The 18,542-nt window shown below is 41.9% G+C and carries 18 protein-coding genes; 13 read left to right on the top strand and 5 right to left on the bottom strand.

Going from position 1 to position 18,542, the window contains the following annotated elements; translation table 11 throughout:
• The first annotated feature begins 191 nt into the window (after positions 1-191).
• The 3 genes from H0184_RS05440 to H0184_RS05430 all read left to right on the top strand — a co-directional run bounded on the left by H0184_RS05440 (position 192) and on the right by H0184_RS05430 (position 2,367).
• Positions 192-413 (top strand): YuzB family protein, encoded by a 222-nt coding sequence (locus H0184_RS05440; protein WP_221822273.1) that lies wholly within the window; start codon positions 192-194, stop codon positions 411-413.
• A 121-nt stretch (positions 414-534) separates the two neighbouring features.
• Entirely contained in the window at positions 535-1,833 is a 1,299-nt protein-coding gene (locus H0184_RS05435) for an HD domain-containing protein (protein WP_221822271.1), read from the top strand.
• 24 nt (positions 1,834-1,857) lie between these two features.
• Positions 1,858-2,367 (top strand): YwgA family protein, encoded by a 510-nt coding sequence (locus tag H0184_RS05430; RefSeq protein WP_221822258.1) that lies wholly within the window; start codon positions 1,858-1,860, stop codon positions 2,365-2,367.
• Between the two features lie 18 nt (positions 2,368-2,385).
• Here the strand turns inward: H0184_RS05430 and H0184_RS05425 are convergent, their stop codons facing one another.
• Positions 2,386-2,571, bottom strand: coding sequence for a 2-hydroxymuconate tautomerase (locus H0184_RS05425; protein WP_221822256.1), 186 nt, complete (start codon positions 2,569-2,571; stop codon positions 2,386-2,388).
• A gap of 106 nt (positions 2,572-2,677) precedes the next feature.
• Between H0184_RS05425 and H0184_RS05420 the strand changes: the two genes are divergently transcribed.
• Together H0184_RS05420 and H0184_RS05415 are read left to right on the top strand one after the other, a co-directional pair.
• On the top strand, positions 2,678-3,331 hold the full coding sequence (locus H0184_RS05420) for a site-2 protease family protein (RefSeq protein WP_221822255.1): 654 nt from the start codon (positions 2,678-2,680) through the stop codon (positions 3,329-3,331).
• A 21-nt stretch (positions 3,332-3,352) separates the two neighbouring features.
• Entirely contained in the window at positions 3,353-3,865 is a 513-nt protein-coding gene (locus H0184_RS05415; protein ID WP_221822253.1) for a YwhD family protein, read from the top strand.
• Between the two features lie 127 nt (positions 3,866-3,992).
• Here the strand turns inward: H0184_RS05415 and H0184_RS05410 are convergent, their stop codons facing one another.
• A complete protein-coding gene (locus H0184_RS05410; protein ID WP_221822251.1) occupies positions 3,993-6,062 on the bottom strand; it encodes a transglycosylase domain-containing protein in 2,070 nt (689 codons plus the stop codon).
• Between the two features lie 463 nt (positions 6,063-6,525).
• On the opposite strand from H0184_RS05410, the gene speE reads away from it, so the two are divergent.
• From speE to H0184_RS05385, 5 genes are all read left to right on the top strand, one after another.
• Positions 6,526-7,353: a spermidine synthase gene (gene speE, locus H0184_RS05405; protein WP_221822249.1), complete on the top strand. Its 828-nt coding sequence runs from the start codon at positions 6,526-6,528 to the stop codon at positions 7,351-7,353.
• Between the two features lie 383 nt (positions 7,354-7,736).
• Positions 7,737-8,609, top strand: a complete 873-nt coding sequence (gene speB, locus H0184_RS05400) for an agmatinase (RefSeq protein ID WP_221822247.1) — start codon at positions 7,737-7,739, stop codon at positions 8,607-8,609.
• 154 nt (positions 8,610-8,763) lie between these two features.
• Positions 8,764-9,183, top strand: coding sequence for a YwiB family protein (locus H0184_RS05395; protein WP_260631438.1), 420 nt, complete (start codon positions 8,764-8,766; stop codon positions 9,181-9,183).
• Complete coding sequence (argS, locus tag H0184_RS05390; RefSeq protein ID WP_221822245.1) at positions 9,180-10,850, top strand: arginine--tRNA ligase; 1,671 nt, start codon at positions 9,180-9,182, stop codon at positions 10,848-10,850. Before H0184_RS05395 ends, argS begins: the two co-directional genes overlap by 4 nt.
• Before the next feature lie 108 nt (positions 10,851-10,958).
• On the top strand, positions 10,959-11,165 hold the full coding sequence (locus tag H0184_RS05385; RefSeq protein WP_396953573.1) for an H-type small acid-soluble spore protein: 207 nt from the start codon (positions 10,959-10,961) through the stop codon (positions 11,163-11,165).
• Between the two features lie 32 nt (positions 11,166-11,197).
• On the opposite strand, the gene H0184_RS05380 is transcribed toward H0184_RS05385, so the two are convergent.
• The 3 genes from H0184_RS05380 to cls form a co-directional block, all read right to left on the bottom strand.
• Entirely contained in the window at positions 11,198-11,326 is a 129-nt protein-coding gene (locus H0184_RS05380) for a DUF4023 family protein (protein ID WP_221822243.1), read from the bottom strand.
• A gap of 65 nt (positions 11,327-11,391) precedes the next feature.
• The gene (gene uvsE / locus H0184_RS05375; protein ID WP_260631437.1) at positions 11,392-12,354 is read right to left on the bottom strand and encodes a UV DNA damage repair endonuclease UvsE; all 963 of its coding nucleotides are present in this window, start codon (positions 12,352-12,354) and stop codon (positions 11,392-11,394) included.
• A 9-nt stretch (positions 12,355-12,363) separates the two neighbouring features.
• Positions 12,364-13,566, bottom strand: coding sequence for a cardiolipin synthase (gene cls / locus H0184_RS05370; protein WP_221822239.1), 1,203 nt, complete (start codon positions 13,564-13,566; stop codon positions 12,364-12,366).
• Positions 13,567-13,783: 217 nt separating this feature from the next.
• On the opposite strand from cls, the gene H0184_RS05365 reads away from it, so the two are divergent.
• From H0184_RS05365 to H0184_RS05355, 3 genes are all read left to right on the top strand, one after another.
• Positions 13,784-15,883, top strand: coding sequence for a (Fe-S)-binding protein (locus tag H0184_RS05365; protein WP_221822237.1), 2,100 nt, complete (start codon positions 13,784-13,786; stop codon positions 15,881-15,883).
• 230 nt (positions 15,884-16,113) lie between these two features.
• Positions 16,114-17,301 carry an acetyl-CoA C-acetyltransferase gene (locus tag H0184_RS05360; protein WP_221822236.1) on the top strand — a complete coding sequence of 396 codons (1,188 nt, stop codon included), beginning with the start codon at positions 16,114-16,116 and terminating at the stop codon, positions 17,299-17,301.
• Positions 17,302-17,685: 384 nt separating this feature from the next.
• Positions 17,686-18,537, top strand: coding sequence for a 3-hydroxybutyryl-CoA dehydrogenase (locus H0184_RS05355; protein ID WP_221822230.1), 852 nt, complete (start codon positions 17,686-17,688; stop codon positions 18,535-18,537).
• Positions 18,538-18,542 lie beyond the last annotated feature (5 nt).

Below are 18,542 nucleotides of genomic sequence, written 5' to 3'. Positions count from 1 at the left end.
TCTTGGACAAGTTTTACAGGCTTTATACCATTTTCTTGCAAGGATAATAGTTTTTTTAACTGAAAGAGTTAGAAGGATTTCAAAAGAAAAGCAACTTGCAATGAATTGAAAGAAATTGTAATATATCTAAGGAGTTAAACCGTACTTTAATTGGCTAAAATAGTAGTAATAGATCAGAAAGGGTGGAAGTAATGTCAAATGAATTCCGTGTTTGTGATGATTGTCAGGCCGTGAATCTAAAGACATTAATCCCTCGTTTGAAAGAATTGGATCCTGAAGCTGACATAAAAATTGGCTGCCAATCTTATTGTGGACCTGGCCGGAAAAAAACATTTGCCTTTGTCAATAACCGTCCGCTAGCTGCCCTGAGCGAAGAGGAATTAATGGAAAAGATTAATAAAAAGTTAAAATAATCACCTATGACTTCGCGAGCCTTAGGTGATTTTTCTTTTCATACCATTGTCGAAAAATCGTGCAGAAAATTGTTGGTAATTGGGATATAATAGAAGAAAGTTTAGAGTAAAGGGGAAAACCATGCGATATTCGGCGGAAAAACTGAGTGAAGAAAAAGTGTTTAAAGATCCTGTTCATCGGTACGTTCACGTTCGTGACCGGGTGATTTGGGATTTGGTCGGAACAAAAGAGTTTCAACGCCTGCGCCGTATCAAACAGCTGGGTACCACCTTTTTAACCTTCCATGGTGCGGAGCACAGCCGCTTTAACCATTCTCTCGGAGTATATGAAATTGTCCGGCGCATCATTGACGATGTGTTTGCGGGCAGACCTGAATGGAATGATGACGACCGTCTGCTTACTCTCTGTGCAGCGCTTCTCCATGATTTGGGGCATGGCCCATTTTCCCATTCGTTTGAAAAAGTATTTGACTTTGATCATGAGGACTTCACACAATCAATCGTTTTAGGAAATACAGAGGTTAACGCTATTTTAAAAAAGGTTGGTCCTGACTTTCCACAGCAAGTGGCTGAAGTGATTGCGAAAACCTCTGCTAAAAAGCTGGTTGTCAGTTTAATTTCCAGTCAAATTGATGCCGACCGGATGGATTATCTGCAGCGGGATGCTTATTTTACCGGAGTGAGCTATGGCCAATTTGATATGGAGAGGATTCTTCGCGTGATGAGGCCGAAGGAAGACCAAGTGGTCATTAAGAAGAGCGGTATGCATGCGGTGGAGGATTATATCATGAGCCGTTATCAGATGTATTGGCAGGTTTACTTTCATCCTGTTTCCCGCAGTGCCGAGGTGATCTTGACTAAAATCCTTCACCGTGCCAAGCAGCTCTATGAAAACAACTATTCTTTTAAAAACGAACCGATTCACTTTTATTCTTTCTTTAAGGATCAGGTAACTTTAGAAGACTATTTAAAATTAGATGAATCGATTATTATGTATTATTTTCAAATCTGGCAGGATGAAGACGACGCCATTTTGAGCGATCTTTGCCGGCGTTTTGTGAATCGAAATTTATTTAAATATGCCGAGTTTGATCCTGCGAAGGAGTATAAGAAGCTCGCTGAGTTGAACACTCTTTTTGAAAAAGCAGGGATTGACCCAGACTATTATTTAGTCGTGGATTCATCATCGGATTTGCCTTACGATTTTTATCGTCCTGGTGAGGAAGAGGAGCGTCTGCCAATTCATTTATTAATGAAAAACGGGGAATTGAAGGAGCTTTCCAGGGAGTCCGAGATTGTGGACGCTATCTCTGGTAAAAGAAGAACCGACCATAAACTATATTACCCTGGTGATTTCCTAGCGGATGAATCCTCAGATAATAGTATAAAAAAACAAATACGTAGCCTATTAGAGATATAATCCTGGAGTAGGAGCTGACGAGCGTTGTTAAAAGATCATGCTAAGCTGATGCAGGCTGTTTTAGTATCCGGAGAAATCATCGGGAGAAAAAAGCTGCAAAAGATGATATATATTGCAAAAAAGGTAAGTTTCCCGTTCCATGAGCGGTTTCAGTTTCATTTTTACGGCCCATATTCTGAGGAATTGACATTGCGGGTAGAAGAGCTTTGCAATATGGGATTCCTCAATGAAATTAAAGAGAAAAAAGGCGGTTATTTTCAATATCGCTATACGCTGACAGACTCTGGGAAAGAGTTTTTAAGCTTAAACGAAGTGGAAATGCCATTTTTAGAGGATTGCTTAGAGGATATGAATGAGCAGAATGCTAGATTCCTCGAGCTAGTTTCGACGGTTTTATATTTTGATAATCTTTCGAAAGAAGAAGTGACGGAAAAAGTCTTTACTCTAAAAAGCAGCCAGCGTTATACAGAGGAAGAAATTGACCAAGCCTATGCTTATATCCAGGCGCTAAAAGAAAAAGCTAAGCTCCAATAACGGGGCTTAGCTTTTCTGCTATTTGTCGCTCGCTCTCACACCGGCAACACCGTAATGTTCCTTCTGCATTTCTTCAATAAAAACAACAACCGCTTCTTTCGGAGCGCCAGTCGTTTCACTGACAGCATCCGTCACTTTTGCAACAAGTGCTTTCTTTTGATCATCAGTACGCCCTGGGAGCATCTTTACAGTAACATATGGCATGATTTAGTCCTCCTTTTATTACAACATAGATAGTTTAGCAAACATTTTCATTTTATATCCAGTTTCATGTATACTAAAAGGAAAATAGAGGAGAAGGGGAAACAAATTGGAAGGATTTCTTGCCTATTCACTAAGGGAAATTCCCTATGTCGCGATTACGTTAATGATTGCATTTACGTTTCACGAATTTGCCCATGCCTATGTTGCTTATAAGTTCGGGGATTCTACAGCACAAAAGCAGGGCCGTTTGACGCTAAATCCACTCAAGCACCTTGATCCATTCGGGACAATTTTGATTTTTATCGCTGGATTTGGCTGGGCTCGTCCGGTGCCGGTTAATCGCTTTTTCTTTAAAAAGCCCCGCCTTGCAGGAGTATTGGTTTCGGTAGCAGGACCGCTTAGTAATCTTGCCCTTGCAGCAATTGGTTTTTTACTTGCATTCGGATTAGCACGGACAGGATTAGCTGTCAACCTGCCAGGTATTTTTGAGTTTTTTGAGATTTTTAACTGGCTTAATCTAGTGCTGTTTGTATTTAACTTATTGCCATTCCCGCCTTTAGATGGTTATCGGATCGTGGAGGATTTAGCTCCAAACGATATCCGGGCAAAAATGACTCAATTTGAACAATACGGTGTATTGATCTTTCTTATATTGGTGATTACTCCTCTTGATCGCTACACCATTCAGCCCATTTTCCAATTCATTATCCCTGGACTTTGGCAGGGACTAAATAATTTCTTTTACAATTTGTTCTTTTAAAATAGGAGGTTTCGAGTTTTAATGGAAGAGAATAAGAAAAAACCAATTGGCTTTAATATTATAAAACCCGATCCGACAGATGGACATAAGGGTTTTGGTAAAGGCGCATTAAGCCTTGATAATGTTTCTCCTGTTATTGTTGATGTTGATGCCGGTGACGCGGTAATTGATGTTGGAGCAATGCATGCTCGAAGTGTGGTAGAAAAAGGAATTAAATTCCTTAAGACGAAGGAAGAGGTTCCGAACGCTAAACCATACTGGCTTGTGTGGGTGACGGTCGACCGGAAACAAGAGGGTCCATATTATGCAGGAGTGACTGCCTGTGAAATGACTGTGGACCGTGAAATTCGCCGCGGTTACAAGTCGCTTCCTGAGCACGTTAACCGTATGGATAAGTCGCTGAAACGTCATATCATCGTTGACCATATGGATGATAAGTCGAAAAAAATATTATCCGATTTTCTTCAAAATCACAATCAAGATATGTGGAATAATTCAGAAGAAGAGTTGAAAAAAGGATTAGCTGTAGAATAAAAAATTTTTTACAATAGCAATTTTCTACGAAAAGTTGTAAAATATATGCAGTGTGAAAACACTGTAAAACTAGGACAGGAAAAGCTCCGGAGACCATTCTCCGGAGCTTTTCCCTTTTTCTATCATGCTAAGCACCCCAGTTGAAAATCCTCTTATACCAAGGGTCCTTTTTCTCTTCTTTCTTTTCAGAAGGTTTCTCTTCTTTATGTTCTAGATGATCGGTACAGTATTCTGTAGGCTGTGTTCCAGCAACAAAATAAGTAAACCGTCGGACAGGACAATCCTTTGACGCAAGTTTACCATTCTCAGGATTAACGTAAACGCCCACGACACCCTCTTTTGGCGGAGAAAATGCCTTAACGGGCTTTCCTTTTAGGGACTCCTCCATAAAGTTTGCCCAAATATTTTTAGCATAGCTTTTTTCTGCCGTCAGGGTGATGGGTATCCCGACATCATGACCCGCCCAAACGGCTGTAACCAGCTGTGGTGTGTAACCAATCATCCAGCTATCCGTCTCCGTCGAACCAGATTTCCCTGCATAGGTGCGGGTAATATCATCAATCAGGGAATTCCCGGTAACCTTGGCATAGCCGTTCAACTTCTTATCAAACATTCCTGTCATCATATGTGTCATAACGAAGGCTTTAGCTGGGTCAAGCACCCTCTCTGCTTCAGGGTTACTTTCAAAAATAACATTCCCATTATAATCCTCTACCTTTGTAATTAAGGTTGGATTCACTTTTTTTCCGCCATTCGCAAAGATACTGTAGGCATTCGCCATGTCAATAACGCGAACGCCTGATGTACCTAGGGCGAGCGACGGAACTTTGTCCATCTCAGTAGAAATTCCAAACTTTTTAGCATTTTTGATTAACGTTTCGATACCCATAAACAGGTGTGTTTTAACAGCATAAATGTTATCAGATACAGCAAGAGCCTGAGCCAGTGTAATTTCACCGTCAGCATACTTGTTATTAAAATTATGCGGTGAATATTCCGTTCTGCCTTCATCGATTTTGAAGGTAGTTTTCTCACTTCTCATGGTAGATGATGGGGTAAAGCCTTGACTTAGTGCTGCATAGTAAAGAATCGGCTTAATCGTTGAGCCTGGCTGTCTGACTGCTTGAACAGCACGGTTAAATGGACTTTCATCATAATTCCGGCCGCCGACCATGGCTCTGACATGGCCATTTTTGGGATCCATGGCAACAAGTCCTACCTGAATTTCAGAGCCGCTGGCAATGGTCTGCTGAATTTGTTTTTCGGCAGCCTCCTGCTGCTTTAAATCTAGTGTCGTATAAACCTTTAAGCCGCCGAGCTGGATGGTCTTTTCATCAAGATTGAGTTGATTTTGTAAGGCGTTTTTTACAGCGTCCTGAAAGTAAGGTGCTGCTTCCACTCGCTTATGCGGATGTTCACCTGTAAAAGTAAGGGCTGTTTCCTTTGCCTTTTGAGCAGTCTCTTTTTTGATATAGCCGTTTTCAACCATTGTATTTAATATGATGCTTTGACGTCTTTTAGCATTATCTAATGATTCTAGTGGTGAATAGTAGCTGGGTCCTTTTGGAACACCTGCTAACATGGAACTTTCAGCCAAAGATAATTCAGAAGCATTTTTTCCAAAATAAAATTGACTGGCTGCTTGAACACCATAGGCACCGCTGCCATAGTAAATTGTGTTTAAATAGCCTTCTAATATCTCTTCTTTCGAGTAGTTCATTTCAATCCGGATGGCATAAAAGGCCTCATGCAGTTTCCTTGACCATGTTTTATCGTGCTCTAGGAATAGATTTCTTGCGTATTGCTGGGTGATAGTACTGGCACCCTGGACCTTCGCACCTGCCTTGATATCGGCAACAAGGGCACCGATAATTCGTTTATAATCAAAGCCATTATGTTCATAATAGTTCTTATCCTCAATGGAAACCGTTGCATTGATTAAGTTCGGTGAAATTTCCTCGAGGGGAACCCAGTATCGTTTCTGGCCGCTGTTGCTCTCGCCAATTAACGTCCCATCATTGGCAAAAAATAAGGTCGATTGCGGGACAGCAAGCGGCGGCGCACCAAGAATTTTGGCATAACCAAGAATCCCGAGAAAAACAACCAGCATACAGCCTAAGCCTATCAAACTAATGATTATAAAAGCGCGCAAATATTTAATTGTCTTCCGAAACCCATGATTCGTCATCACTTCCACAGCAATACCCTCCTTCACCAAATGGATAAATAGAAAAATGTCATTTGCATTCGTTACAATGGCTTTGTTAATGCAAATTTTAATATTAGCACTCTGTTGAATTTCGCGGAGGGCACGTAGACTCCTGCGGGAGGAAGGGTCTGGGGAGACCCCACAGGCGCTTTAGCGCCGAGGAGGCTTCCCGGGCCGCCCGCGGAAAGCGAAGTGCCTGGAGCGAAAATCAACAGACTAAGTTAACAAAGCCTAAAAGTTCAATTACATTTTTATAAAAAATGCCATAGTAACAGTATTGAAACAAATTAGATGTTTTAAACTAGTAAAAAGAAAAATTTTCTAGAATTTTTGATAGATTATGCTAGACTTTTCTTTATGTTTGTAATTCAATAGTTTGGGTACTATAAAAATGGAATGATTTGATAGTAGTTAGGTTTAAATAAATAAGCTATCGGAAGGAAGATGACACATGTCTATTTGGTTTACAGAAAAGCAAACTGAAAACTTCGGCATCACCATGAAAATAAATAAAACTTTACATACGGAGCAAACAGAATTTCAAAAGCTTGATATGGTGGAAACAGAAGAATGGGGCAATATGCTTCTATTAGATGACATGGTTATGACCTCTGTTAAAGACGAGTTCGTTTATCACGAAATGGTAGCACATGTACCTTTATTTACACATCCAAACCCAGAGAACGTACTAGTTGTCGGCGGCGGCGATGGCGGAGTTATCCGTGAAGTATTGAAGCACCCAAGCGTGAAGAAAGCAACGCTTGTTGATATTGATGGAAAAGTAATTGAGTACTCTAAAAAGTTTTTACCAGAAATCGCTGGCATGCTTGATGACCCGCGCGTTGATGTTCAGGTTGACGACGGCTTCATGCATATTGCGAAAAGTGAAAATGAATATGATGTAATCATGGTTGACTCTACAGAGCCAGTAGGACCGGCAGTAAACCTATTTACAAAAGGGTTCTATGCGGGAATTTCTAAAGCGTTAAAAGAAGATGGAATCTTTGTAGCACAGTCAGATAATCCATGGTTCAAAGCAGATCTAATTCGCAACGTACAGCGTGACGTGCGTGAAATCTTCCCTATTACCCGTTTATATGTAGCGAATATCCCTACATACCCAAGCGGACTATGGGCATTCACTATAGGATCTAAAAAGCACGATCCGCTGGAAGTAAGCGAAGACCGCTTCCACGAAATCGAAACCAAATATTATACAAAAGAACTGCACAAAGCAGCATTCGTCCTGCCTAAATTTGTTGGAGATTTAGTGAAGTGATTTTTTTGCCGTATGGCGGTGACAGGCACCGCTCGTGGACACTGTCCACCTCAGGCGGACAGTAAGTGACTGTAGAGGTGGAGAAATCGGGTGTACGGTCGTTATATAGGGTTTATAGTGACCGGAAACGATTAATAAAGGGTTTATGGTAACTAAAGAGGGGTTATAGTGCCCCAAACCGTTTTGAAAGTAGGTTTACGGTAACTAAAGAGGGCTTTTAGTGCCCGAACTCCTCTCTAAAAAGGGTTTATGGTAACTATAAAGTGTCTTCAGTGACCTAAAACGATTTGAAAGTGGATTTTCGGTCACTCAGAACTTGGGTGGCCGAAGTTTGGTGAACGTTAGAAGTAATCTAGTTATACATAAGAAGTGAGGGAAGTTTGATGCGTTTTGATGAGGCTTATTCTGGTAATGTGTTTATAAAGAGTCATCCGAATTTTGAGGATAGTCAGGTAGTTCTATACGGTATGCCGATGGATTGGACGGTTAGTTATCGTCCGGGCTCACGCTTTGGTCCGTCGCGTATCCGTGAGGTTTCGATTGGTTTGGAAGAGTACAGTGCCTATCTTGACCGTGAGCTTGAAGATGTGAAGTACTACGATGCTGGTGATATCCCGCTTCCGTTCGGAAATGCGCAAAAGAGTTTGGATTTGATTGAGGAGTTCGTGGATCAAGTTCTAGCAGCAGGTAAGTTTCCGTTCGGCATGGGCGGCGAGCACTTAGTGTCTTGGCCGGTTATGAAGGCGGTATATAAGAAATATCCAGACCTAGCGATCATTCATATGGACGCTCATACGGATCTCAGAGAGAGCTATGAAGGTGAGCCTTTATCCCACTCAACACCGATTCGTAAAATTGCTGAACATATCGGACCGAAGAACGTTTATTCTTTTGGAATCCGTTCCGGGATGAAAGAAGAATTCCAATGGGCAAAAGAAAACGGCATGCATATTTCTAAATTTGAAGTGCATCAGCCATTAAAGGAAATCCTTCCTGAGCTTGACGGACGTCCGGTATATGTAACGATTGATATCGATGTATTGGACCCTGCTCATGCACCTGGTACTGGTACCGTTGACGCTGGCGGAATTACGTCTAAGGAGCTTCTTGCTTCGATTCATGAAATTGCTCGTTCTGGTGTGAATGTGGTTGGCTGTGACCTTGTTGAGGTTGCCCCGATTTATGATCCATCTGAGCAAACTGCGAACACTGCCAGCAAATTGATTCGTGAAATGCTGCTTGGCTGGGTGAAATAAAATGGTTTGGGTGCCTGTCCCTTATTGGGGCAGGCATCTTTTGAATTCATTTCAGATAATAGTTTATAATAGAAAAAGTGCCCGAAATGGGCAAGCTATGAAAAATTCCAATGACCCACAAAAGGTTCATTTTTAAAAAGGGTGTGCGTTTCGTTTGTCAATCCCTGAATTACCTATGAAAATACATGTAAAAACGACAATTGATCAAGATGAGACTTTTGAATTGACGGTATTTGGTACATACTTTGAAAAAGGAAATGGTGCTTATCTCAAATATGAGGAAGCAATGGAAGAGGGAAGTGTTCGGACGATTGTAAAGATGGCCGCGAATGATGCCCTGATTTTACGAGGCGGGGCTATCAAGATGCGTCTGCCTTTTGAATTGAATCGTAAGATGAATGGCAGTTATGAAATGCCGTTTGGCCAGTTTGCAACAGTGACGAAGACAAAAAATATCGACTATTCCTATGAAAATGGCAAAGGCTTCTTCGGGGTTCTTTATGATTTTTCAATGGAGGGTAGTCCAACGAGTACATATCGTTTAGAAATTGCGTTTCAGGAGGAGAAGAAATGAACATAGTTGAACAGGTCCAAAGTAAATTAAAAGAAGAGATTCGGGCAGCGGTTATTAAGGCAAATCTGGCAACAGAAGATCAGATTCCAGATGTCATTCTAGAGGTCCCTAAGGAGAAGTCGCACGGCGATTATTCAACAAACATGGCGATGCAGCTGGCGCGTGTGGCGAAGAAAGCACCTCGTGTAATTGCGGAGGCACTGATCGAGAATTTCGACCGCTCAAAGGCGTCCATTGAAAAAATGGAAATGGCAGGTCCAGGGTTCATTAATTTTTATATGAATAATGCATACCTAACAGATTTAATTCCGACTGTTCTTGATGCTGGGGAAAAGTATGGCGAAACAACTGTTGGAGGCAAGCAAAAGGTTCAAGTCGAGTTTGTTTCAGCAAATCCAACAGGAGATTTGCACCTTGGCCATGCGCGCGGGGCAGCAGTCGGTGATTCCCTTTGCAATATTCTAGCGAAGGCTGGCTATGATGTTTCACGTGAGTACTACATCAATGACGCTGGTAATCAGATTAATAATCTAGCACTTTCCGTTGAGGCTCGTTATTTTCAAGCGTTAGGCATGGATAAAGCAATGCCTGAGGACGGCTATCATGGTGCGGATATCATTGGGATTGGGAAGTCGTTGGCAGAAGAGTTTGGCGATAAGTATGTGAACGTCGATGAGCAGGAGCGGTTTGAGTTTTTCCGTGAATACGGTTTGAAATACGAAATGGCGAAGCTGCAAAGAGATCTTGAGGATTTCCGTGTTAAGTTTGATGTTTGGTATTCTGAAACGTCCCTTTATAAAAATGGAAAAATCGGTGAGGCGCTAAAGGTGCTTACGAAGAACGGCTATATTTTTGAAGAAGAGGGAGCAACATGGCTTCGTTCCATGGATTTCGGTGATGATAAGAACCGTGTGTTAATTAAGCAGGATGGTTCGTATACGTATTTGACACCAGATATTGCTTACCATAAAGACAAGCTTGACCGCGGCTTTGAAAAGCTGATTAATATTTGGGGAGCGGACCACCATGGTTATATCCCGCGGATGAAGGCGGCGATCCAGTCACTAGGTTATGCTGCGGACGCCCTCGAGGTCGAAATCATTCAGCTTGTACACCTTTACAAAAACGGTGAGAAGATGAAGATGAGTAAGCGTACAGGTAAAGCGGTAACCATGCGTGATTTAGTGGATGAGGTTGGCCTCGATGCCACTCGTTACTTCTTTGCGATGAGAAGTTCGGATACTCACATGGATTTTGATTTGGATTTAGCGGTTTCAGAATCCAATGAAAACCCGGTTTATTATGCTCAATATGCGCACGCTAGAATTTGCAGCATTCTGCGCTCAGGCGAGGAGCAGGGGATTTCAGTGGATAAGAATGCTGATTTCTCATTAATTGGTGCAGAGAAAGAAATTGAGTTATTGAAAAAGCTTGGAGAATTCCCGCAGGCAGTAGGTGAGGCGGCGGTAAAGCGTGTGCCGCACCGTGTCACGAACTATATTATGGAGTTAGCATCAACGTTCCATAGCTTCTACAATGCGGAAAAAGTACTCGACAGCGAGCAGCCAGAGCGCACTAAGGCGCGCCTCGCGCTAATCAAAACCGTACAAATCACACTGCGCAATGCATTAGCACTAATCGGTGTTTCAGCTCCTGAGAAAATGTAAGTTAGCTCGAATCCCTTTTTGGGTGCCTGTCACCGAAGGTGACAGGCACCGTTTATACATCACTGCATAACTATCCGTTTTTTGGTAAATATTATTAGGGTGATTTTTATGTTGATAAGATGGGGAGTGGCTTTGATGAATGTGGGAAGAGCGAAGGAAATTGCTGAGTCTATGGATATGATTAATGTTACATATGAAGGGGCGCCTGTGATTATTCAGCATGTGGATGATAACACGAAGATGGCGAGGATTTTTTATAAGACTGATCCGGAGGACGAACGGGAAGTTCCAGTCTTGAATTTAATTGAAGAGTAAAAGAGTCTCCTGCGAAGGGAGACTCTTTTCTTTTACACACCTTGTGAGTGCTTGTGATTTGGTAATTTGCTTTCAGGGTGTCTATTGCCGCGCTTTTTATTTTTTTCTTGCTTTTTTTGGTTTTCAGCTAGTCTTTGAACGAATTCGCTCGTGCTTTCCATTGAAAATCCCTCCTTGTGTGAATCTGTTGTTACTTTAACCATTCCTCTTTAAAAAAATGCAAGGATTATTTCACCTCAATGGCAGCTCCGCTGATCCTTTTATAACCACGAACCTTGCTGATATCCTCGACTAATTTCAACGTTGCCTGGTCCTTCGCCTTTGCCTCAATCATGAAATCAACATCCTGTCCGATTTCCTTCAGCATTTTTATCAGCGGCATGATAAATTCTAGGTCTACGAAGTCGGCATGAGAACGGAATTCCTTTTCAGTCTTTGGTGAAGAAATGTGAATTTTCGGGACAAGGTCGACATGGTCCCAGGTTTTAAATATCCTTGGCAGCAGCTCCTCTAGAGGCGGCTCACAAAGGTTTGCCATGTGATGATGATAATCAAAAACCAAGGGAATGGTTTCTTTTTCACAAGCAATTAACGTTTCCTCTGTATTATAGGTTTTGTCATCGTTCTCCAAGGTCATCGCCTTTTTAATATGACTCGGAAGCCGCTTTAAATTTTCATGGAAGCGGACAATCGTTTCCACCTTATCCCCATAAGCGCCGCCAATGTGAATATTCATCATGCCTCTGTCCTCGACACCCATGGCTTCAAACATCCGATAATGGTATTCCATATCGATAACGGCATTATTTGTAATTTTGTCCTGCGGAGAGGTAAACAACGTATATTGATTCGGATGAAAGCTTACCCGCAAATGATTCTTTTTTATTAATGTGCCAATCTCTTTCCATTGTTTCTTAAAAGGCGTCACAAAATCCCAAAATACCTCAGGATGAGTGGCCAACGGAACGATGGAACTAGATAGCCGGTACAATTCAATCTCATGTGCGAGATTGAAATAAAACATTCGAAGCGTATGGGCTAGATTGAGCCTGGTAAGTTCAAGTAATTTGTTTTTACGCTCTTTTTCTGACATCTGCTGGTAACGTGTAAACGTAAGTGTCTTCGACGGAGAGGCGTCCCATAATGTAATGGCCGTCGAAACATAGCCGAAACGAATCTTCACCCGCATAACTCCTTACTATAAAAAGAATGACAAAGCACGTGCAATGGCTTCCTTTAAGGATCGGAATAAATTTGGTTTATTGATGTCCTCCAACCTCAAGGGTTTAGAGTCCAATATGTCTTTGTGAATGACTTCCTTAAACCGTTCAACAAAGGCAGAATCATAAAAATAACAATTAATTTCTTTGTTTAAAAATAAACTCCTTTTATCAAAATTGGCTGTACCGATATCACATAATGTGTCGTCAATAATAATCGACTTTGCATGGTAAAAACCGTTTTTGTACTGAAAAACCTGAGCGCCTGCTTTTAACATCAAACGTAAATATCGGTATGAAGCTTCTTGTACAAGCATATGATCGGTGATATAGGGAACGACGATCGTAATTTTAATACCTCGCTTTGCAGCAGTAATGAGTTCATTGATGAGTTTGTTACTTGGTATAAAATACGGTGTGCCAATGACAATTGACTTTTTGACACTTTGGATTAAGTGGAGATATTTTTCTTCAAGAAACCCAGCCTCCGTTGGAACAAATTGATGAGGAACCTTCCCTTTTGGCTGCTCAGGGGTATAATCCTCTACATTTACCTCCTTTTCGGAGGAATATTCATTCCAATCGATAAAAAACTCACGCTGCAGGTAAGGGACGCTCTCACCAGTGATTTTTAAATGGTAGTCCCTCCAAGGACTTAGCTTGGGGTCTTGATCAATATATTCTTTACCGACATTAAAGCCGCCAAGATAGCCAATTTTTCCATCGATAATCGAAATCTTACGGTGATTCCGCACCTGAGAGGAATAAAAGAGAAATGGAAGCCGTATACGGTTGCTAAAGGCAAATTGTACACCAGCAGCACGCAATTCCTTAATGGCAGGCTTTTTTACTTTATGACTGCCAATCTGGTCGACCAACAATCTGACTTCGATTCCTTCCTTTGCTTTTGTTTTTAAAATATCTAAGAACTGCTGGCTAAATTGGTCATCTCTAACGATATAAAAAAGAATATGAATATGGTTTGCAGCATTTCTTAATTCATGAAAGTAATCCGAAAACAGTCCTTTACCATGTGGGAAAATATCAAAGTCTCCATGGAGTATCGGGGTTTCCCGTTTCTGAAAAAAGGAAAGATGCTTTTTTCTGCCAATGGAGAGATCGAGGTATAACCATACAATGATAAGAAGTATAAGAGCGATGACGATGGATGGTAAATTCATTCAGTATCGTTCCTCCAATCATTTATTTTAGGTTTGCCAAACGAAGCCTAGAGTATGAGTTTGAATAATAGTCAAATGAATTTTAAGAAAAAACATTTGACTGAATGCTCATTCATTATATAATAGAATTAATAGTATTCAGAAAATTGTATTGTTTTAAAATTTTCTAGTTAGAATGGACAATTTAACGGAAGTAGAAAACAAGGGGGCGTATAGAATGAATGGGCTTTTATGGGTAAACCTCATTGCATTCCTGGCTGTAACCGCTTACGCGATCAGTCTGTTCGTTTACGTAGTGAAAACGAGGATTGAATTCATTAAGCTGGGGAAAAAAGTCGAGTTTGACAACAATGTCAAAGAAAGAATGCAAAAAATCTGGGTCAATGTTTTTGGGCAAAAGAAGCTTTTAAAGGACAAAAAAAGCGGCATCATGCACGTTATGTTCTTTTATGGATTTATTCTTGTCCAATTTGGTGCCATTGATTTTATTTGGAAGGGAGTAGCACCGGGTTCTCATTTACCGCTCGGACCGCTTTATGCTGGATTTACCTTCTTCCAAGAAATCGTTACATTGGTGATTCTCGTTGCAGTCATCTGGGCTTTTTATCGACGTTATGTTGAAAAGCTTGTCCGTCTGAAGCGTAATTTTAAATCAGGACTTGTGTTAATTTTTATCGGCGGCTTAATGCTTTCAGTGCTGGTAGGTAATGGGATGGGCATTATCTGGCATGGTCATGAAGCCACTTGGACAGAGCCAATTGCATCGTTAATTGCGCTTATTTTTTCAGGAATTGGTGAAACCGCTTCAATTGTCATTTTTTATGCGGCATGGTGGGTGCACTTATTATTCTTATTAACGTTCTTAGTGTACGTTCCACAATCGAAACACGCACATTTAATTGCCGGACCGGCAAATGTATATTTTAACCGCTTAGAAAGACCAGGTAAGTTGCAGAAGGTTGATTTTGAGGACGAGTCACAAGAATCCTTCGGTGTTGGAAAAATTGAGGACTTTACGCAGCACCAAATGATCGACTTTTATGCTTGTGTAGAATGTGGACGCTGTACCAATATGTGTCCTGCTACAGGTACAGGCAAAATGCTTTCTCCAATGGACTTAATTGTAAAAATGCGTGACCACTTAACCAACCATGGTGCGGCCGTTACCTCAAAACAGCCATGGGTGCCGACCTTTGCGTTTGGCAACACTACAGGAAACCAAATTGCACTGGCTTCAAGCGGTCAGGGGGCACAAGAATCAGCAGCCACTCTAGCTTATAATCCGAGCTTGATTGGCGATGTAATTACCGAAGAGGAAATTTGGGCTTGTACGACTTGCCGTAACTGTGAGGACCAATGTCCGGTAATGAACGAGCATGTTGATAAAATTATCGACCTTCGCCGTTATCTTGTTTTAACAGAAGGTAAGCTAGACGCAGATGCACAGCGTGCAATGACGAACATCGAGCGTCAGGGCAATCCATGGGGCTTAAACAGAAAAGAGCGCGAATCTTGGCGTGAGGCCCGCGCAGATGTTGAAATTCCTACAGTAAAGGAAATGAACAAAAAAGGCGAGGAGTTCGAATACCTATTCTGGGTTGGTTCCATGGGCTCTTACGATAACCGCAGCCAAAAAATCGCTCTTTCCTTTGCAAAGCTTTTAAATGAAGCAGGCGTGAAGTTTGCAATCCTTGGTAACAAAGAGAAAAACTCTGGCGATACACCGCGCCGTCTCGGCAATGAGTTCTTGTTCCAAGAGCTTGCGGCAAAAAATATCGAGGAATTCGAAAAGGCTGAGGTTAAGAAGATTGTTACGATTGATCCGCATGCCTATAATATTTTCAAAAATGAATATCCTGACTTTGGTTTAGAGGCAGAGGTTTATCATCATACAGAGGTTCTATATGAACTGGTTCGGGATGGAAAACTTGTTCCGAAGCATGCCGTTAACGAAAAGATTACTTTCCATGATTCTTGTTATTTAGGCCGTTACAACGACGTCTATGATCCGCCGCGTGAGATTTTGAAATCGATCCCTGGTGTGCAGCTTGTGGAAATGGAAAGAAACAGAGAAACGGGAATGTGCTGTGGCGCAGGCGGCGGCTTGATGTGGATGGAAGAAGAAACGGGACACCGCATTAACGTTTCAAGAACCGAGCAGGCGCTAGCCGTTAATCCATCTGTAATTAGCTCTGGATGTCCGTACTGCTTAACGATGTTATCTGACGGAACAAAGGCAAAAGAAGTAGAAGAAAAGATTTCAACCTATGATGTAGCAGAGCTGTTAGAAAAAGCAGTTTGCGGCCAAGTGGCATAGAAAAGCAAAGTCAGCACCAGTAGAAGTTTGAGGCAGAAGTTGTTATGAGATACCTGAATTCATAAAATCTTAAGAATTTTGTGTAAAACATTTCAACTTTTGCCTTTTTTTATGTAGAATAGATAGTGGATGGGAAAACGCTTTCATGTTAGCGGATTTTTTTTACTGCTGTATCGAGCGAGCGTTCAGTCGGTGATGGTTTAAAGTGATAAAAAGGGAGAGTGTTTTGGATGGGCAGAACAGTTATTTTAAGCGGGGTTAGAACGCCATTTGGGAAATTTGGAGGAGCACTGAGCAGCTTGACTGCAGCACAGCTCGGCGGAATTGCTGTGAAAGAGGCGATTGCACGAGCAGAGGTTAAGAGTGAGGATGTGCAGGAAATAATCTTAGGATCCGTTTTACAAGGCGGCCAGGGACAAATTCCTTCACGCCAGGCAGCAAGAGAAGCTGGACTTCCTTGGGAAGTGAAAACTGAAACCATCAACAAAGTTTGTGCTTCCGGAATGCGCAGTGTCACGTTAGGGGATCAAATCATCCGCGCAGGTGATGAGGATTTGATTGTGGCTGGCGGAATGGAGTCGATGAGTAATGCTCCATATATTTTACCAAAAGCACGCTGGGGCTTAAAAATGGGCGATTCATCAGTGAAGGATTTAATGATTCATGACGGATTAAGCTGCAGCTTCACAGGCGTTCATATGGGAACATACGGAAATTCTACAGCAAAAGAAATGGAACTTAGCCGAGAAGCTCAAGATGAATGGGCGTTAAGAAGCCATGAGCGGGCAATTGCCGCTATTGAAAGCGGACTATTTGCAGAAGAAATCGTGCCTGTCAACGTTCCGCAGCGTAAAGGAGCGCCGGTTGTGGTACAGCATGATGAATCACCACGAAAAGACACCTCAATTGATAGACTTTCAAAATTAGCACCCGTTTTTAATTCGGACGGAACCATTACAGCAGGAAATGCACCTGGAATCAATGACGGTGCGGCGGCCCTCGTATTAATGAGTGAAGAACGTGCATTGCGTGAAGGCAGAAAGCCAGAAGCAGTTATCTTAGGGCATGCAGCTGTAGCGGTTGAAGCAAAGGATTTCCCACAAACACCAGGACTTGTTATCAACAGCCTATTGAAAAAAACAGGTAAAACCGTAGAAAATATCGATTTATTTGAAATTAATGAAGCCTTTGCGGCAGTTGCGTTAGCGAGCAGTAAAATCGCAAACCTTGATCCGGAAAAGGTGAATGTCAATGGCGGTGCGGTAGCACTGGGTCATCCAATCGGAGCAAGCGGTGCACGTATTATTATCACATTAATGCATGAGCTGAAACGTCGTGGCGGCGGAATTGGGATTGCCGCGATTTGCAGCGGCGGAGGCCAGGGAGATGCCGTTATGATTGAGGTTCCTAAAGCTTAAGTGGTTTTCAGATAATATCTATTTGTTGAAAAAACTAACGGGATTTATTTTTTAGGCTTTGTTAATAATCATTGTTGATTTTTGTGCAGGGTTGAGAATTCATAAGCGGAGAATTTCCGGCTATTGTTTATAGCAGACCCTAATTAGCAAATATAAGCGGAGATATTCCGCTTAACTGCTTTAAATAATACAAATTTCAATGATTTGAATACAATAAGTGGAAAAAATCCGCCTATTTTTAAGGAAATATATGTATTTCCCAATTTAAACGGAAATTCTCCGCTTATGATCCAAACACAGTGAAATACAAATTCAGTTTTAACAGCGCCATTTTTTTAAAAAAGAGGCTTGAACAAATTCAAGCCTCCTATTGGAGGGGATGTAATGAAGGTTGAAAAGGTAATGGTCATTGGAGCGGGTCAAATGGGTTCTGGAATTGCTCAGGTTTGTGCGCAGGCAGGATACACTGTGTACTTGAACGATTTGAAACCGGAATTTGTGGAGCGCGGTTTAAGCGTAATGAACAAAAATTTATCCCGCAATGTAGATAAAGGCCGAATGACAGAAGAACAAAAAAAGGAAGTTCTAAAGAGAGTAACAGCTTCAACTAGCCTGAATGATGCCCGCGAGGTCGACCTCGTCATTGAAGCAGCGGTTGAAAATATGGAAATCAAAACAAAAATCTTTGCTCAGCTGGACGAAATCGCGCCGGCACATGCGATTTTGGCGAGCAATACATCGTCACTGCCTATTACGGAAATTGCTGCTGCCACGAAACGTCCGGAGCAAGTAATCGGGATGCACTTTATGAATCCGGTGCCTGTAATGAAGCTGGTGGAAATCATTCGCGGCTTAGCTACAGCAGATGAGGTCTACCAAGTGATTGAAGATATGACCAAGACACTGAGCAAGGTTCCGGTTGAAGTCAATGACTTCCCTGGGTTCGTTTCAAACCGAATTCTTATGCCAATGATCAATGAAGCGATTTATACACTGTATGAAGGTGTGGCAACGAAGGAAGCGATTGATGAGGTCATGAAGCTTGGGATGAACCATCCAATGGGTCCGTTGACGCTGGCGGATTTTATCGGACTGGATACATGCCTTTACATTATGGAAACATTGCATGAAGGTTTTGGAGATACAAAGTACCGTCCATGCCCGCTGCTGCGTAAGTACGTGAAAGCTGGCTGGCTTGGCAAGAAATCAGGTCGAGGCTTCTACACATACGAATAGTCGGG

The organism is Neobacillus niacini (assembly GCF_019749295.1).
Taxonomy (GTDB): Bacteria; Bacillota; Bacilli; order Bacillales; family Cytobacillaceae; genus Neobacillus; species Neobacillus niacini_D.
Note: the sequence above shows the minus strand (reverse complement) of the source record. Positions and strands in the feature narration are given on the sequence as shown.